The following is a 17,543-nucleotide window of genomic DNA, read 5'->3' as shown; positions in this document are numbered from 1 at the left end:
GCGAGCGTACGATCGTTCACCAAGGCGCACGCCGTTCGGCGCGCGCGATGGAGGAAAGCCATGGACTACAACGACGAAGCACTGATCCGGCGCATTCACCGCGAGGTGGCGGACTACTACGACGAAGAGCTCGAACTGGAGCTGGAAGACCGCGATCCGATGCTGGTGCAGCGCGTGCTGGCCGGCGACATCGGCGGCCCCGGCGACAGCAGCAACCTCAATGGCGACGACGCGGAACGCGCCGAGCGCCATCTCTACTTCCGCGAGCTGTTCCGCCTGCAGGGCGAGCTGGTGAAGTTGCAGAGCTGGGTGGTGGCCACGGGCCACAAGGTGGTGATCCTGTTCGAGGGGCGCGACGCCGCCGGCAAGGGTGGCGTGATCAAGCGCATCACGCAGCGGCTGAATCCGCGCGTGTGCCGCGTGGCCGCGCTGCCGGCGCCCAACGATCGCGAGCGCACGCAGTGGTACTTCCAGCGCTATGTGTCGCACCTGCCCGCCGCCGGCGAAATGGTGCTGTTCGACCGCAGCTGGTACAACCGCGCCGGCGTCGAGCACGTGATGGGCTTCTGCACCGACGACCAGTACGAGGAATTCTTCCGCTCGGTGCCCGAGTTTGAACGCATGCTGGTGCGTTCCGGCATCCAGGTGATCAAGTACTGGTTCTCGATCACCGACGAGGAGCAGCACCTGCGCTTCCTGAGCCGCATCCACGATCCGCTCAAGCAGTGGAAGCTGAGCCCGATGGACCTGGAGTCGCGCCGCCGCTGGGAAGACTACACGCGCGCCAAGGAAATCATGCTCGAGCGCACGCATATTCCCGAGGCGCCGTGGTGGGTGGTGCAGGCCGTGGACAAGAAGCGCGCCCGCCTGAACTGCATCCATCATCTGCTTACGCAGATGCCGTACGTGGAGCCCTCGCAGTCCAGCATCGTGCTGCCCGAACGCGAGCGCCACGCCGACTACGTGCGCCAGCCCGTGTCGGACAACATGATCATTCCCGAGATCTACTAGGCACGGATCAAGCGGGGATCGAGCGGGAATCAAGCAAGGCCCACGCAGGTGCCGGCCTGTGTGGGTATCACGACGGATTGAAACGGCCGTTGGATCGAACCATCGCAAAAAGCGATGTGACGGCGCTAAATCCTCAGGGCTTTACACCGTTATTGGGTGACCACTCCGAAGCGGACGCGATGCGCCGTCGATCCGGAGACCGCTTTCGATTCGGAGTCCCCAATGCGTTCGATGACCTCGCGTGCCGGCACGCACCAACCGTTTTCCACCAGCCTGACCGCCCTTGCGGCGGCAACCGCGCTTGCCCTGGCCGCGTGCGGCGGCGGGGGAGGGGATGGCGGCGCCACCACCACGACCACGGCCCAGGCCGCCCCGCCCGCCACCGCCGAGCCATTGCTGGTCAATGGTCTTGACCAGGCGTGCAGCACCTGCGGCGCGGCCACGGCCAGCAGCTACGCGGGCACCGATGTCGGCGTCTGGGGCTACCGTAGCCAAAGCGGCGCGACGACCGACGTGCAGTATGCAATTTCCGGCGTGGCTGGCAAATCGATCTGGCTGCAGCTTGCCAACCTGACCGACACGGCAGCGGCCCTGCCGTCCGCGACGTCGTCGAAGGTTGCGGCCGAGATGATCGCGCCGCAGTCGCTGAGCCAGGCATCGGCCGACGAGGCCACGCAGCGTGCCATCGGCGAATACAACCGCAAGGGCTGGGCCGATGCCACGCACACGTCGGGCGATCCGATGCTGAGCACCCTGAGCGCGCCGGCCCCGCTGGCCGCTGGGATCGGCACCATGGGCATGAGCGAGAACGCCACGCGTAGCTGGTACCACACCGACGGCACGCTGCGCCCGGCCACGCTGCGCAAGCAGATGGTGGCCAGCGACGGCACGAAGGTCAATGTCTGGGTGGAGACCGCGGAGGCCGCCAACGTCACCGACAGCATGGTGCTGGACCTGGCCACGACGTTTGCCGGCAGCGGCATGGTCTACGACCGGCTGCTCGACCTGGGCGGCAAGGTGTGGGGCGCCAACCAGTTCGGCACGTCGATGCTGCCGGCGGGCGTGCCCGTGGACATCGTGGTGCTCAACTTCAACCGCGACGGCAAGGCGTACGGCACGGTCGGCTATTTCTGGGGTTTGCACAACTTCCTGAAGTCCAAGGAAGCCAACAGCAACGAGTCGATCTCGCTGTACCTGGACAGCGAGACGATGTCGGTGGGCGCGGCGGACGGCATGCGGTCCATCAAGACCACGATGGCCCACGAGGCCACGCACATGCAGAACTTCTACCGCCGCCAGGTGACCATGGGCGCCGAGCACGCCTACGACACGTGGCTGGAGGAAATGACGGCGATGCAGATGGAAGACTTCCTGAGCGGCATCATCGTGTTGAACCACAATCCGATCCGCGACGTTCGCCTGCCTGACTACTACCGCTACAGCGACTACAACTGCAACCTGACCACGTTCACGGGCTTCGGGGTGTCGTGCGAGAGCTATGCGGTGTCGGGCAGCCTGGGCGGCTTCCTCGATCGCCAGCTCGGTATCGGCTTCTTCCGCGACCTGCTGGCGCGCCCCGGCACCGATTCCCGCACGGTGCTTGGCAATGCCATCAAGGCGGCCCGCACCGACTGGAGCCTGGAGCAGGCACTAATCAACTGGCGTGCCACCACCAACAGCAACATGCCGATGGACCGCACCCCGGCCGGCTACGGCTATCCGCAATGGACCGACGGCGTGTACGCGCTGCCGGCCATCGATCCGTCGGCGGCCACCTACACCATGCTGCGCAAGCTGCCGGCCGCCGCGCCGTCGATGCTGCAAGGCTACGCCAGCTACATCGCCACGCGCAGCGCCAACAATAGTGGCGTGTACAGCGACAAGGTACGCGTGCCGGCCGGCGTGGCGCTGTCGGTCGTGGTGTACTGAGTTTGATGCGGTACTGAGCCGAGCGTGGCCTACAGGGCCACGTCCGGAAACGCCTCGGCAAAGGTCTGCACCGTGCCAGTCATCTTGCCGTCGTAGCCGGGCAGCGCATTGACGCGCTCGCGGAAGCTGCCGCTCTTCATGGCGTTGACCGCGCCCTGCAGCGCCGGGCTTTGCAGCGCGTCGGCCTCCAGCGCAAAGAAGTAGCGCTCCTTGAGCACCGGCACGAACTCCAGGTTGAAGCGGCGCGCCGCCGTTTCCACGCCAAAGCCCACGTCGGCCATGCCGCTGCCGATATAGGCTGCCACGGCGGCGTGGGTGAATTCCCCGTTGCTGAAGCCTTCGATGCGGCTGCTGTCGATGCCGCGCCGCGCCAGCATCAGGTCCAGCAGCAGGCGTGTGCCGGAACCGAGCTGGCGATTGACGAATCGCACGTCGGTGCGCGTCAGGTCGTCCAGCGACACGATGTTCAGCGGATTGCCGGGCCGCACGAACAACCCCTGCTGGCGCGTGGCCAGATGGATCAGGCAGTGCTTCTCAGGATGCAGCCAGCGCGTGAAGCCGCGCAGCGTCTCTTCCTCGAATTCCCCGATGGGCACATGAAAGCCCGCTACGTCGCACGCGCCTTCGGCCAGCGCGGCGGCGGCTTCCAGGCTGCCGCAGTACTTCAGGTCGTGGCGCACCTTCTGTTCGTCCAGGAAATCCCGCAGTGCAGCAACGGCAAAGCCATGGCTGGCGTGAATGCGCACCGCCGGGTCGCTGGCAGCCATCAGCTTCTTGAGCTCGATTTCCAGTTCGGACGCCAGGCTGTCCAGCGTGGGGGTGAGCCGGGCCGCGATGCGCTTGCTGGCCCACACCAGTTGCTGGGCCAGCGGGGTAAGGGTAGACCCTCGGCCGCGCGTCTTGGCGATCAGCGCGCCACCGAAAAGTGTCTCGGCATCACGCAAAATGCCCCAGGCGTAGCGGTAAGACAACGCCATGGCTTCTGCCGATTGCGCAATGTTTCCGGTGGATTCGATCAGGCCCAGAAGGGCCACCAGACGCGACACATCCAGCGCTGGCGCGGGTGCCAGGGAGGTATCGTCACGGATCTGCAGGTGGGGAAGGATCGAAATACGTAGCATATGCGGAAAATAGCATATTGAACGGCGTAAAACACGGTCCTATAGTCGCATAAAGAGGCCGAAAAGCCCGTTGTGATGTGCCCGAATATGAATAAGAAAGCCGGTTTCGGGACCGACAGAACAGAATGGAGACAGCATGCCAGACACCGCCATCCCCACGGCGCCAGCCGGCAGTGGCACCCCCGCACCAGAGATTGCGCGCATCGTCGCGGCCAGGCGAGACATGCCCGGCGCGTTGCTGCCGATTCTGCACGAAATCCAGGACTCGCACGGCTTCATTCCCGAAGATGCGGTGCCTGTCATTGCCAAGGCCTTGAACCTGTCGCGCGCCGAAGTGCATGGCGTCATCACGTTCTATCACCATTTTCGCCAGCAGCCGGCCGGCCGCCACGTGGTGCAGGTCTGCCGCGCCGAAGCGTGCCAGTCGGTGGGCGCCGATGCGCTGGCCGACCACGCATGCCGCAAGCTCGGCTGCGATTTCCATGAGACCACGGCCGACGGCCAGTTCACGCTGGAGCCGGTCTACTGTCTGGGCCAGTGTGCGACCGGCCCGGCGATGATGATCGGCGAGCGGCTGCACGCACGTGTGGATGCCAAGCGCTTCGACAAGCTTGTGGATGCGGTACGTGAAGACGAGGAGGCGCGCGCATGACCACCACCATCTTTGTCCCGCGCGATTCCACGGCGCTGGCGCTGGGTGCCGACGAGGTGGCGCAGGCCATCGCCGATGAAGCCGCCCGGCGCGGTGCCGATGTGCGGATCGTGCGCAACGGCTCGCGCGGCATGTTCTGGCTGGAGCCGCTGGTCGAGGTGCAGACCGGTGCCGGCCGCGTGGCCTACGGCCCGGTGACCGAGGACGATGTCGGCGCGCTGTTCGATGCCGGCTTTCTCACCGGCGGCCAGCACGCGCTGGCACACGGCGTGACCGACGAAATCCCGTTCCTGAAGCAGCAGGAGCGCCTGACGTTTGCACGCGTGGGCATCACCGATCCGCTGTCGCTCGACGACTACATCGCCCACGAGGGGTTTGCCGGCCTGACGCGCGCGCTGTCGATGACGTCGGCGCAGGTCGTGCAGGAAGTGCTGGACTCCGGCCTGCGCGGCCGAGGCGGCGCGGCGTTCCCCACCGGCATCAAGTGGAAGACGGTGCTGGCCGCGCAATCGCCGGTCAAGTACATCGTCTGCAATGCCGACGAAGGCGATTCGGGCACGTTCTCCGACCGCATGGTCATGGAAGACGACCCGTTCATGCTGATCGAGGGCATGACCATCGCGGGCCTGGCCGTCGGTGCCGAGTCCGGCTACATCTACACGCGTTCCGAATACCCGCACGCGATTGCCGCCACCGAGGCCGCCATCGAGATTGCCACGCAGGCGGGCTGGCTGGGCGACAACATCCGCGGCAGCGGCAAGCGCTTCACGCTGGAAGTGCGCAAGGGCGCCGGCGCCTATGTGTGCGGCGAGGAAACGGCGCTGCTCGAAAGCCTGGAAGGCAAGCGTGGCGTGGTGCGCGCCAAGCCGCCGCTGCCGGCGCTGAAGGGTCTGTTCGGCAAGCCCACGGTCATCAACAACGTGATCTCGCTGGCCACGGTGCCGATCATCCTGGCGCGCGGCGCCAAGTTCTACCAGGACTTTGGCATGGGCCGCTCGCGCGGCACGCTGCCGTTCCAGATCGCCGGCAACATCAAGCAGGGCGGCCTGGTGGAAAAGGCGTTCGGCGTGACGCTGCGCGAGCTGATGTTCGATTTCGGCGGCGGCACGCGCAGTGGGCGTGCCATCCGCGCGGTGCAGGTGGGCGGCCCGCTGGGCGCCTACCTGCCGGAGTCGCGCTTCGATGTGCCGCTCGACTATGAAGCCTATGCCGCGTTTGGCGCGGTGGTGGGCCATGGCGGCATCGTCGTGTTCGACGAAACGGTGGACATGGCCAAGATGGCGCGCTACGCGATGGAGTTCTGCGCCATCGAGTCGTGTGGCAAGTGCACGCCGTGCCGGATCGGATCGACGCGTGGCGTCGAGGTGATCGACCGCATCATCGCGGGCGACCAGCCAGTGAAGCACGTGGCGCTGGTGCGCGATTTGTGCGACACGATGCTGGCCGGTTCGTTGTGCGCGATGGGCGGCATGACGCCGTACCCGGTGCTGTCCGCGCTGAACGAATTCCCGGAAGACTTCGGGCTATCGGCCAAACCGGCAAAAGCTGCCTGAAGCGGCGGCATCTTTACAAGACGACGCATCCCTAAGGGATGCGCAACCTCACTAGCAGTGCATTACGGGAGACGTCCCTTGAACGCTCACGACGATTTCGACTACGGAACTCCGGCCATCGACACTGACACGATGGTCACGCTGGAGATCGACGGTGTACCCGTCACCGTGCCCGCCGGTACCTCGGTCATGCGCGCCTCTGCCGAAGCCGGCATCGGTGTGCCCAAACTCTGCGCCACCGATTCCCTGGAGCCGTTCGGCTCGTGCCGCCTGTGCCTGGTGGAGATCGAGGGCCGCCGTGGCTACCCGGCGTCGTGTACCACTCCCGTGGAAGCGGGCATGAAGGTGCGCACGCAAAGCGGCAAGCTGGGCGAACTGCGCCGTGGCGTGATGGAGCTCTATATCTCCGATCACCCGCTGGACTGCCTGACCTGCCCGACCAACGGCAACTGCGAGCTGCAGGACATGGCCGGCGTGGTGGGTCTGCGCGAAGTGCGCTATGCCGATGGCGCGGGCGGTGCCGCCCCGATCGCCACGCATACCAAGATGAAGAAGGACGAGTCGAACCCGTACTTCACGTACGACCCGTCCAAGTGCATCGTCTGCAACCGCTGCGTGCGCGCCTGCGAGGAAACGCAGGGCACGTTCGCGCTGACGATCAGCGGCCGGGGCTTCGACTCGCGCGTGGCGGCGGGTACCAGCCAACCGTTCATGGAATCGGACTGCGTGTCGTGCGGCGCCTGCGTGGCAGCCTGCCCGACCGCAACGCTGACCGAAACCTCGGTGATCCAGCTTGGCCAGCCGTCGCACAACGTGGTGACCACGTGCGCGTACTGCGGCGTGGGTTGCTCGTTCAAGGCCGAGATGAAGGGCAACGAGGTGGTGCGCATGGTCCCGCACAAGGACGGCGCCGCCAACGAAGGCCACGCCTGCGTGAAGGGCCGCTTCGCCTGGGGCTACGCCACGCACAAGGACCGCATCCTCAAGCCGATGATCCGCGCGAAGATCACCGATCCGTGGCGCGAGGTGTCGTGGGAAGAGGCCATCGGCTACGCCGCGTCGCAGTTCAAGCGCATCCAGGCCGAGCACGGCCGCGATTCGATTGGCGGCATCGTGTCGTCGCGCTGCACCAATGAAGAAGGCTACCTGGTGCAGAAGCTCGTGCGCGCAGCGTTCGGCAACAACAACGTCGACACCTGCGCACGGGTTTGCCACTCGCCCACCGGCTACGGCCTCAAGACCACGCTGGGCGAATCGGCGGGCACGCAGACGTTCCGCTCGGTGGCCAAGTCCGACGTGATCATGGTGATCGGCGCCAATCCGACCGATGGTCACCCGGTGTTCGGCTCGCGCATGAAGCGCCGTATCCGCGAGGGTGCCAAGCTGATCGTGGTGGATCCGCGCCAGATCGACCTGGTCGATTCGCCGCACGTGCGCGCCGACTATCACCTGCAACTGCGCCCGGGTACCAACGTGGCGCTGGTGACGTCGATGGCCCACGTGATCGTCACCGAGGGCCTGCTGGCTGACGAGTTCATTGCCGAGCGTTGCGAAGACCGCGCGTTCCAGCAATGGCGCGATTTCGTGGCGCTGCCCGAGAATTCGCCGGAAGCGCTCGAAGTGAACACCGGCGTGCCGGCCGACTTGCTGCGCGGTGCCGCACGGCTCTACGCCACGGGCGGCAACGCTGCCATCTACTACGGCCTGGGCGTGACCGAACATGCGCAGGGCTCCACGACCGTGATGGGCATCGCCAACCTGGCCATGGCCACCGGCAACGTGGGCCGCGAAGGCGTGGGCGTGAATCCGCTGCGCGGCCAGAACAACGTGCAGGGTTCGTGCGATATCGGCTCGTTCCCGCATGAGCTGCCCGGCTATCGCCATGTGTCGGATTCGACCGTGCGTACCCAGTTCGAATCGGCATGGAACGTGGAGATCAACCCCGAGCCGGGCCTGCGCATTCCGAACATGTTCGAAGCCGCGCTTACCGGCACGTTCAAGGGCCTGTACTGCCAGGGCGAGGACATCGTCCAGTCTGACCCGAACACGCAGCACGTTTCCGAGGCGCTGTCGTCGATGGAATGCATCGTCGTGCAGGACATCTTCCTGAACGAGACCGCCAAGTACGCGCACGTGTTCCTGCCGGGTTCGTCGTTCCTGGAAAAGGACGGCACGTTCACCAACGCGGAGCGCCGCATCTCGCGCGTGCGCAAGGTGATGCCGGCGGCGGGCGGCTATGCTGACTGGGAAGCCACCATCCTGCTGTCGAACGCGCTGGGCTATCCGATGGACTACAAGCATCCGTCCGAGATCATGGACGAGATCGCGCGTCTGACGCCGACGTTCTCGGGCGTAAGCTACAAGAAGCTCGACGAGCTGGGCAGCATCCAGTGGCCTTGCAACGACGAGGCGCCGAACGGCACACCGACCATGCACGTGGACGGCTTTGTACGCGGCAAGGGCAAGTTCATCATCACCAAGTACGTGCCGACCGACGAGCGCGTGACGAAGAAGTATCCGCTGATCCTGACCACGGGCCGTATCCTGTCGCAATACAACGTCGGGGCGCAGACGCGCCGCACTCCCAACGTGAACTGGCACGACGAAGACCGCCTGGAAATCCATCCGCACGACGCCGAGGAACGTGGCATCAAGGACGGCGACTGGGTGGGCGTGCAGAGCCGCGCGGGCGAGACCGTGCTGCGTGCGATCGTCAGCCAGCGCATGCAGCCGGGCGTGGTCTACACGACGTTCCACTTCCCCGAGTCGGGCGCCAACGTGATCACCACCGACAACTCGGATTGGGCCACCAACTGCCCCGAGTACAAGGTGACGGCGGTGCAGGTGATGCCGGTAGCGCAGCCGTCCACGTGGCAGCGCAACTACCAGGCGTTCAACGAAGAGCAGCTCGCGCACTTGCGCGCGGCCGGCGAAACGGCGCAGGCGGGCTAAGCGAGCGGGGAGGTGCGATGAAACGGGACGTACCCAGCCCGGACAGCGCGGCCGGTACCGACGAGGTACCAGCGCAGCGCACGTTCCCGGTCAGCCGCTGGCGTCATGGCGTGCTGACCGCGGAGGTCGATCATCTGGCCGAGGAAGTTCCGGTCGCGCTGGAATACAACGGCATCTCGCACGCGGTGATGCTGGCCACGCCAGCCGACCTGGAAGACTTTGCCGTGGGCTTCAGCCTGAGCGAAAGCATCGTCGACGCGGCCAGTGACATCTACGGCATCGACGTGGAGGCGGGCGCGCAGGGCATCACCGTGAAAGTCGAGATCGCCACCGGTGCGTTCGTCGAGCTCAAGGGCCGGCGCCGCACGCTGGCGGGTCGCACCGGCTGCGGGCTCTGCGGCACCGAATCGCTCGACGAGGTCATGCGCATTGCGCCGCCGGTGCACAGCGATGCCAGCTTCGATCCGCGCGCGTTCGAGCACGCATTTGCCGCGTTGCACAGGCGGCAAGCGCTGCTGCGCGACACCGGCGCCACGCATGCGGCTGCCTGGATGCGCGCCGACGGCGAGATTGCGCTGGTGCGCGAGGACGTGGGCCGGCACAATGCGCTGGACAAGCTGGCCGGCGCCCTGGCGCGCGGCGGGCAGGAAGATATCGCGCACGGCGCCGTGATCGTCACGAGCCGTGCCAGCTACGAGATGGTGCAGAAGACCGCGGCCATCGGCGCCGGCGTGCTGGCCGCCGTGTCCGGCCCCACCGCCATGGCCGTACGCCTGGCGGATACCGCCGGCATCACGCTGGCCGGCTTTGTGCGCGGCGGCACGATGGTGGTCTACAGCCACCCCCAACGATTCCATACCGAATAAGGTCAGGCATGCATATCGAGAACCTGGTCAAGATGGCCAACCAGATCGGCAGCTTCTTCGAGGCCATGCCCGATCATGACGAAGCGCTGGGCGATATCGCCGGGCATGTCAAGAAATTCTGGGAGCCGCGCATGAAGCGGGCATTCCTGGCGCATATGGATAGCACTGGCGGCGAGGGCGTGGACCCGATCGTCAAGGAAGCCATAGCGCGTCACCGCGAGAAGTTCGAGGTGACGCTGCGGGAAGCAGCCTGAGGCTTTTCACAGGCTACTTCTTGAGACGGTAGAGCACCTGCAGGATCGTCAGCCCGAACAACGTGGCGATCACGGCCGTGGCCTCGCGGCCCAGGCCGCACGCCACGCCAATGGCGGCCACGGTCCAGATGCTGGCGGCCGTGGTCAGGCCGCGCACGTCTTCCTCGCTGTTGAGCTTGATGATGGCGCCCGCGCCCAGAAAGCCGATGCCCGACATCAGGCCCTGCAGCACGCGGCTCATGTCGGGCAGCGCCACGCCGGCCTGCAGCGGCACCAGCACGAACAGCGCCGACCCCATTGCCACCAGCATGTGTGTGCGCAGGCCAGCCGGCTTGCCGGCGGCTTCGCGCTCGTAGCCGATCAGGCCGCCGAGCACGACGGCCAGCGTCAGGCGCAGCAGAATCCGTGTGAGTTCCTTCACGTCAGGCACGTCCGCGAATTCCGATCGCAGCGTGCCGTAGATATCGCCCCAAACTCCTTCCATGGCTGCCTCCACCTCCGGCGTGTTCCGGTTCGGGCAGGCTAGCATGCGGGGCAGGGCGCCGCCGTCGGGCGCCCGCTGACAACGCGGTCAGCGCAGACGCAGTGGCTCCAGCAGCGCGGCGTCGTATTGCGCACGTGTGATGCGGCCCAGTTCCATCATGCGCAGCAGGATATAGGTCTGGCGCTGCCGCGCGCGGCGCGGATTGACCACGGGATTGTTGGCCGATGGCGCTTTGGGCAGCCCGGCCAGCATCGCGCACTCGGCCAGCGTCAACCGCTCGACAGGCTTGCCGAAATAGGTATCGGCCGCTTCCGAGAAACCATAGGCGCCCTGACCCAGGTAGATCTTGTTCAGGTAGACCTCCAGGATCTCGTCCTTGGTCATCGCATTCTCGATGCGGTAGGCCAGCAGGATTTCGTACAGCTTGCGCGTGTACGTCTTCTGGCGCGACAGGAAGAAGTTGCGCGCCACCTGCATCGTGATCGTGGACGCGCCCTGCGACAGTTCGTCGGACAGGTTGGCAACGCCGGCACGCATCACGCCGACATAGTCGACGCCATCGTGCAGATAGAACCGGTCATCCTCGATGGCGACGACGGCCTCGGGCAGCGTATGCGGGAAGTCGCCCAGCTTCACGTAGCTAGGCGTATGCCGGAACGCCGTGAGCGCATCGAGCGACGGCAACTGCCGGTTGGCCATCAACACGGCAAACGCGACCAGCAGCGCGCCGCCTACGATGGCGAGGAGCACGAACTTGACGAAGAGGGACCAGAGACGTTGCATGGCGCGTATTGTGCCATTGCCGTTGTATGCCTCTGTTTTTTTGCTCCCCTCTCCCGCATGGCGGGAGAGGGGAGCAAAACAGGCGGGAGCCGGCAAGCTACGCCCCCGGCACCTCCACCCCCAGCTCCCTTCCCAACGCCTCCAGATTCCGCCAGATATTCGGATTGATATCGAGTTCATCGCCCGCCGCGGCGCGGCAAGCCGCTTCGTACTCTCCCGGGTACTGGACGCGCTCGCAGCCTGGTGCGGTCGGCGTGTCGTGCAGTTAGTCGATGAAGGCTTCCACCTCGGCGCGTTCCCAGTTCAGGCCAAGGTCGAACTCGGGGTTGAGCAGAACGGCGAACAGGTTGTTGGTGGCCACGCCGCCGCGCGGGTTGTCGGGCTGGATCGTGCCGCCGCCGGACAGCACGCCGGCCAGCAGTTCCGCCACCACGCCCAGTGCATAGCCCTTGTGCTGGCCGAACGGCAGCAGGGACCCCGGCCGTTCGCCAAACATCACCGACGCATCGGTCGTCGGGTTGCCGTCGGCGTCGATGATGCTGTGCTCGGGGGCCGGCTCGCCTTTTCCGCCAGCACGCGCGCCTTGTTGATGGCAATCGCGCTGGTGGCGATATCCACCACCAGCGGCGGACGGCCATTCGGCATTGGCCCGGAAAAGCACAGCGGGTTGGTGGTCAGGCGCGGCACGCGGCCGCCGAACGGTGCCACCACGGGTGGCCGGTTGATGACGTTGGTAAAGCTCAGCAGCACCAGGCCCGCCTGCGCCACCATTTCACCGTAGTGGCCCATGCGGCCAAGATGGTGCGAGCGGCGCAGCGTGACGATGCAATGGCCATGCTGGCGCACTCGGTCGATGGCCTGCAGCATCACGGTCTTGCCTATGTGCTGGCCAAAGCCGCCGTGGCCGTCGAAGACCATCAGCATGTCGCGGTCCATCACGCATTCGGCGCGGCCGGCGCAATTGACGCTCTGGCCCTCGATGGCGCGGCGGTAGTTGGGCAGGATCGAGATGCCGTGGCTGACGTAGCCGCTGCGGTCCGATTCGACCAGATGCTCGGCCACGTCGTCAGCAATGTCTTCGGGCACATTCTGTGCGATCAGGATATTGCGCGCAAAGGTGCGCGCGGATGCGGTCGACAGTTTCATGGGGGCGTCCTGGGTTACAGGTGGCCGGGTTCAGACCCAGCCAAGCCAGCGCCAGTAAGTGGCGGCGAACAGCAGCATCAGCAGGTGGCCAATGATCGTGACCGGGATGCCGACGCGGGCAAACTGCTTGCCGTTGAAGGTGTCAGTGCCCAGGCAGACCATGTTCTGCGGTGCGTTGATCGGCAAGATGAAGCCGAAGCTGACCGTGAAGCCGAGCAGCATCGTCATGCCGATCTTGTTGATGTCACCGGGCAGCGTCTGCAGCACCGAGATCAGGATCGGCAGCAACGCGGCGGTCAGCGCCGTGGCGCTGGCGAAGCCCAGGTGGAGCAGGATCAGGAAGGCCGCCAGCACGGCAAACACCATCAGCGTGCCGTGATCGGCCAGCCCGGAATGCGTGACCACGAACTTGCCAAGCCACTGGCCGGCCTGCGTGGTCAGCAGCGCGCTGCCCAGGCTGATACCCACGCCGAACACGATCAGCGTGCCCACGGCGTGCGTTGCTGCAGGGTCTTCCAGTCCATCACGCCGATGCGCGGCATCATCAGGATCACCAGCCCCACGAACGTGATGGTGGCGGTATCGAACTTGTGCAGCTTGCCCTCGGTGGCCCAGAACAGCAGCAGCCCGATGGCCACGGCGGCCAGCCGCTTCTGCGGGCCTGTTATGGGCCCCAGCGCGGTCAGTTCGCGCTGCACGGCTTCCTTGCCGCCGGCGATGGCGTCGGTTTCCGGAGGCAGCAGCCAGCGCACCAGGAAATACAGCACCGCCGACATGTGAGGGCCCACGGGGCACCGGCAATCAGCCATTGCATCCACGTCACGCGCTCGCCGAGCAGCTTGTCCATGAAGCCGGCAGTCAGCAGGTTCTGCGCGGCGGCGGTCTGGATGCCGACGTTCCAGACGCTAGTGGCCATGGCCACCATGATCATGATGCCGGCCGCGATGTTCGACTTCTTGTCCACGCCGAATGCGGCGCGTGCTGGTGCCGATGGCCGACAGCGTGACCAGCGCGATGCGCCGGTCGAGTCCAGTCACGGTCATCGCCGCCGAAATGAAAAGCGCGGCGGCCACCAGTGCCAGCGCGGTGTTCGAGAAGCCGGCCAGCGCCATGCCCAGCGCACGGGAAGTGCCGTAGATCGTGGTGGGATCGTTCACGGTTGGCGCAAAGCCGATCAGCCCCGCCATCAGCGACGTGATCATGATGGCGCTGGTCTCGTAGGTCACGGCCTCGGTGATCCACACCACCACCGCGAAGGCCAGGATTGCCAGCATGCGCTGGCCGGCCACGGGAAGGTCCGGCGGCAAGGGGATCAGCAGCACGGCGATCAGCACGACGACGGCGGCGTAGAGGCCCCAGTGAATGTGTAGCTTGGGCGTGACGGGCGCGGCCGCCGCAGTGGCGGCCGCGCCAGGGGAGAGATTCGGGTCGGGCATGGTGACGTCCTTGGATGGGGCGGCGGGCCGGACGCGTCGCGGCGCACATGACTTGCCGCGTTCGACCTATGGTCATCATGTGAACGCTGGCGCGGTGCGCCAAGATCGCCATTTCCGCGAAGTTGCCCTGGATCAATCCGCTGCGAAGTCAGCTTTTGCCAGGTGACGTGCCGTCCTTCAGGCGTGGCAACGGCTGGCGGGGTTTCGTTGGCGGGAGGGTGTCATTACCGCGAGCGATCTGAAATAATTGGCGTCGATGCTGAACGTTTTTTATGCGTGTCGTGTAACGCGCCAAAGAGATATGCAGAACAACACCGACAAGATTGCCGCAGCCGCGCTGCGGACCTGCCTGGACCTGGAGACCATTGCCAATGCGCGCGACCTGGGTGGGCTCACGGGCCATGCCGGACGCCGTATCCGGCATGAAAAGCTGTATCGCAGCGCAAATCCCGCGCTGGGGTGCGCCGCCGATCTCGACAAGCTCGATGCGCTGCGGCTCGACATCGTGGTCGACTTCCGTTCGATGGGCGAGAAGTCAGCCGCCGAAGCGGCATTCGGGCAGCGGTTCCAGTGGCTGGCGGTGCCGGTGCTGGACGGCTCGATGTCCATGGACGTGCTGATGCCGCGCCTGCGCGCCAGCAACGCAGCGCAGATGCACGGCTTCATGCTAGATGTGTACCGCGATTTTCCGGTGCGCTACCGCGACGCGTTCGGCGCGTTTATGGGCCATGCCGAAGCGGGCAAGACGCTGCTCTACCACTGCACCGCCGGCAAGGATCGCACCGGCTTTGCGTCGCTGCTGCTGCTGAGCGCGCTGGGTGTGTCGCAGGACGACATCGTCGCCAACTACCTGGAGTCCAACCACTGGAACCAGCGCTTCAACGAGAAGATGCTGGCCGGCGTGGCGGGGATCGGGGTGGCGGCGGAAACGATGTTGCCGCTGCTCGAAGTGCGGCCCGAATACATCGAGGCGTCGATGGATGCGATGGCGAACACCTACGGCGGCGTCGAGAACTTCCTGGCCGACGACCTGGGTATCGACGTCGACCAGTTGCGCCGGCACTACCTCGAAGCCTGAGGCGTCGTCTAACGCCTGCCAAAGCCCGCTACAGTCCGCCGTTCTCGCGCAGGATGCGCGCGGTAGACAGCGCGATCATGCCTTCCTCGTCGGTGGGCAGCACCAGCACTGGCACCTGGCTCGCGTCGCGGCTCACGCGCTGGCAGTTCTCGGCGTTGGCGGCCGCATCGAGCGACACGCCGAACAGGTCGGTCAGGTGCGCGCAGATGCGGGCACGCACGTCGGGAGAATTCGCGCCGATGCCGGCGGTGAAGACCAGGGCATCGAATCCGCCCAGAGTCACGGCCAGCTTGCCGATTTCCTGCGCGGAGCGCCACGCGTAGAAATCGACTGCGAGTTTTGCACGCAGGCTGTCGCTGTCCAGCAGCGCGCGCATGTCGCTGCTGATGCCCGAAATGCCCTTGAGCCCGGACTGGCCGTACAGCATCGACTGGATCGCGTCGGTATCCATGCCCTGCGCGGCCAGGTACAGCACCGCACCGGGATCGATCGATCCGCAACGCGTGCCCATTGGCATGCCGTCCAGCGCGGTCAGGCCCATCGTCGAATCGATACTCTTGCCGTCGCGCATCGCGCACAGGCTGGCCCCGTTGCCCAGATGCGCCACGATGACACGGCCACTGGCCAGGTCCGGCGCCACCTGTCTGAGCCGCCGCGCGATATAGGCATACGACAGGCCATGAAAGCCGTAGCGGCGCACACCCTGCTCGAAGTACTCGTAAGGCAGCGCCATGAGCTGCGTCAGCGGGTCGTGGCCCGCGTGAAAGGCCGTATCGAAGCAGGCCACCTGCAGCAACTCGGGCGCCGCGCCGCGAATCGCACGGATCGCCGTGAGGTTATGCGGCTGATGCAGCGGTGCCAGCGGCACCAGCGCTTCCAGCTTGGCGATGACTTCATCATCGATGCGCACGGCATCGGCGAATTCACTGCCGCCATGCACCACGCGATGGCCGATCGCCACCGGCGGTGTATCGCGCAGCGCCACGCTCAGCGTCAGGCGGATCAGCCGGAACGCGGCGTTATGGTCCGGCACCTGCTCCGCCGGAAAGCGCTGGTCGGTGACCTCGCGGCCATCGGCCATCTTTGCCACCAGGCGCGGCGCCACGCCGATGCCTTCGATCTGGCCGTGCGCGGCCAGCGTGGGCTGGATGTCAACGTTGTGGTGCGCGTCGTCCGGCACCACGTAGATCGATACCTTGACGCTCGACGACCCTGCGTTGACCACGAGGATGACTGGATGCGATGTGCTCACGCCGCTCTCCTCTCAGGCGGGGACGGAGGTTTGCGCGCTGCGCCGCGCGTGCGCCAGCAGCACGGCAATCGCGCAGCTGCCGATGCGCGCGCGCACGCTGTCGGCGCGGCTGGTCAGAATGACGGGCACGCGCGCGCCCAGCACGATGCCGGCGCATTCGGCCCCGGCCAGGAACGTGAGCTGCTTGGCCAGCATATTGCCCGCCTCCATGTCCGGCACCAGCAGGATATCGGGGTCGCCGGCCACGTCCGACTTGATGCCCTTGGTATCGGCGGCGGCCTTGCTGATGGCGTTGTCGAAGGCCAGCGGGCCATCGAGCAGGCCGCCTTCGATCTGGCCGCGCAGGCTCATCATGCACAGCGCGGCGGCATCGATCGTCGACGGAATCTTGTCGGTGACGGTTTCCACGGCCGACAGGATGGCCACCTTGGGCCGTTCGACGCCCAGCACGCGCACGAGGTCGATCGCGTTGCGCACGATGTCGGCCTTGTCGTTCAGCGTGGGGAAGATGTTGACCGCCGCGTCGGTGATGAACAGCGGCTTGTGATAGTTCGGCACGTCCATCGCAAAAACATGCGACAGGCGCCGTTCGGTGCGCAGCCCGCTGGCACTGCGGGCCACCGCGTGCAGCATTTCGTCGCTATGCAGGCTGCCTTTCATCAGCAGCTCCGCCCGGCCAGTACGTACGGCCTCGACCGCGCATTCGGCGGAAGCGTGGCTGTGCGGGGCCTCGATGATCTCGGTGTTGCCCAGCGACAGGCCGTGTTCCTCGGCTACCGCGCGGATGCGGGCGGCGGGGCCGCACAGGATCGGCACGATCAGCCCGAGCCTCGCGGCTTCCAGCGCGCCGTCCAGCGACGTGTAGTCGCAGGGATGGGCGACGGCGGTGGGGATGGGCGGCAGTCCCTCGCAGCGTGCGAGCAGGCGCGCGTATTTGTCGTCAGACGATGGTGTTGGCATGGGCAGGTACCTAAAATTCCATCGGACAGCACCCGGCAGGACCTGTGGATGCTGCATTGCGCAAAC

At 66.0% G+C, this 17,543-nt stretch carries 13 protein-coding genes and 2 pseudogenes; 8 read left to right on the top strand and 7 right to left on the bottom strand.

The window, feature by feature from the left end:
• Positions 1–60 precede the first annotated feature (60 nt).
• Both ppk2 and MFF62_RS04870 read left to right on the top strand, forming a co-directional pair.
• A complete protein-coding gene (gene ppk2, locus MFF62_RS04875; RefSeq protein ID WP_238260751.1) occupies positions 61–1,011 on the top strand; it encodes a polyphosphate kinase 2 in 951 nt (316 codons plus the stop codon).
• 222 nt (positions 1,012–1,233) lie between these two features.
• Positions 1,234–2,940: a M30 family zinc metallopeptidase gene (locus tag MFF62_RS04870; protein WP_238260749.1), complete on the top strand. Its 1,707-nt coding sequence runs from the start codon at positions 1,234–1,236 to the stop codon at positions 2,938–2,940.
• A 29-nt stretch (positions 2,941–2,969) separates the two neighbouring features.
• On the opposite strand, the gene MFF62_RS04865 is transcribed toward MFF62_RS04870, so the two are convergent.
• Positions 2,970–4,061 carry a substrate-binding domain-containing protein gene (locus tag MFF62_RS04865; protein ID WP_238260747.1) on the bottom strand — a complete coding sequence of 364 codons (1,092 nt, stop codon included), beginning with the start codon at positions 4,059–4,061 and terminating at the stop codon, positions 2,970–2,972.
• A 136-nt stretch (positions 4,062–4,197) separates the two neighbouring features.
• Between MFF62_RS04865 and MFF62_RS04860 the strand changes: the two genes are divergently transcribed.
• The 5 genes from MFF62_RS04860 (at position 4,198) to MFF62_RS04840 (ending at position 10,338) form a co-directional block, all read left to right on the top strand.
• Positions 4,198–4,713 carry a formate dehydrogenase subunit gamma gene (locus tag MFF62_RS04860; protein WP_238260745.1) on the top strand — a complete coding sequence of 172 codons (516 nt, stop codon included), beginning with the start codon at positions 4,198–4,200 and terminating at the stop codon, positions 4,711–4,713.
• On the top strand, positions 4,710–6,266 hold the full coding sequence (locus tag MFF62_RS04855) for a formate dehydrogenase beta subunit (protein WP_238260743.1): 1,557 nt from the start codon (positions 4,710–4,712) through the stop codon (positions 6,264–6,266). The genes MFF62_RS04860 and MFF62_RS04855 overlap by 4 nt, the downstream gene beginning before the upstream one ends.
• A gap of 132 nt (positions 6,267–6,398) precedes the next feature.
• Positions 6,399–9,218 carry a formate dehydrogenase subunit alpha gene (gene fdhF, locus MFF62_RS04850; protein WP_404990672.1) on the top strand — a complete coding sequence of 940 codons (2,820 nt, stop codon included), beginning with the start codon at positions 6,399–6,401 and terminating at the stop codon, positions 9,216–9,218.
• Positions 9,219–9,235: 17 nt separating this feature from the next.
• A complete protein-coding gene (gene fdhD / locus MFF62_RS04845) occupies positions 9,236–10,084 on the top strand; it encodes a formate dehydrogenase accessory sulfurtransferase FdhD (protein ID WP_238260739.1) in 849 nt (282 codons plus the stop codon).
• A gap of 8 nt (positions 10,085–10,092) precedes the next feature.
• On the top strand, positions 10,093–10,338 hold the full coding sequence (locus tag MFF62_RS04840) for a formate dehydrogenase subunit delta (protein ID WP_238260737.1): 246 nt from the start codon (positions 10,093–10,095) through the stop codon (positions 10,336–10,338).
• 13 nt (positions 10,339–10,351) lie between these two features.
• Here MFF62_RS04840 and MFF62_RS04835 read toward each other — a convergent pair whose 3' ends face one another.
• From MFF62_RS04835 to MFF62_RS04820, 4 genes and pseudogenes are all read right to left on the bottom strand, one after another.
• Positions 10,352–10,822: an MgtC/SapB family protein gene (locus MFF62_RS04835; RefSeq protein ID WP_238260735.1), complete on the bottom strand. Its 471-nt coding sequence runs from the start codon at positions 10,820–10,822 to the stop codon at positions 10,352–10,354.
• 87 nt (positions 10,823–10,909) lie between these two features.
• A complete protein-coding gene (locus tag MFF62_RS04830; protein WP_238260733.1) occupies positions 10,910–11,605 on the bottom strand; it encodes a transglycosylase domain-containing protein in 696 nt (231 codons plus the stop codon).
• 97 nt (positions 11,606–11,702) lie between these two features.
• Positions 11,703–12,751, bottom strand: a pseudogene (locus MFF62_RS04825) (Ldh family oxidoreductase).
• A gap of 30 nt (positions 12,752–12,781) precedes the next feature.
• Positions 12,782–14,187 (bottom strand): annotated as a pseudogene (locus tag MFF62_RS04820) (SLC13 family permease).
• A 301-nt stretch (positions 14,188–14,488) separates the two neighbouring features.
• Here MFF62_RS04820 and MFF62_RS04815 point away from each other — a divergent pair.
• The gene (locus MFF62_RS04815) at positions 14,489–15,265 is read left to right on the top strand and encodes a tyrosine-protein phosphatase (RefSeq protein WP_238260731.1); all 777 of its coding nucleotides are present in this window, start codon (positions 14,489–14,491) and stop codon (positions 15,263–15,265) included.
• Positions 15,266–15,293: 28 nt separating this feature from the next.
• Here MFF62_RS04815 and MFF62_RS04810 read toward each other — a convergent pair whose 3' ends face one another.
• A complete protein-coding gene (locus tag MFF62_RS04810; protein ID WP_238260729.1) occupies positions 15,294–16,517 on the bottom strand; it encodes an acetate/propionate family kinase in 1,224 nt (407 codons plus the stop codon).
• A 12-nt stretch (positions 16,518–16,529) separates the two neighbouring features.
• Positions 16,530–17,534, bottom strand: coding sequence for a bifunctional enoyl-CoA hydratase/phosphate acetyltransferase (locus tag MFF62_RS04805; protein WP_283205312.1), 1,005 nt, complete (start codon positions 17,532–17,534; stop codon positions 16,530–16,532).
• Positions 17,535–17,543: the final 9 nt, after the last annotated feature.

This window comes from Cupriavidus pauculus, from assembly GCF_022179805.1.
Classification (GTDB): domain Bacteria; phylum Pseudomonadota; class Gammaproteobacteria; order Burkholderiales; family Burkholderiaceae; genus Cupriavidus; species Cupriavidus pauculus_E.
Note: the sequence above shows the minus strand (reverse complement) of the source record. Positions and strands in the feature narration are given on the sequence as shown.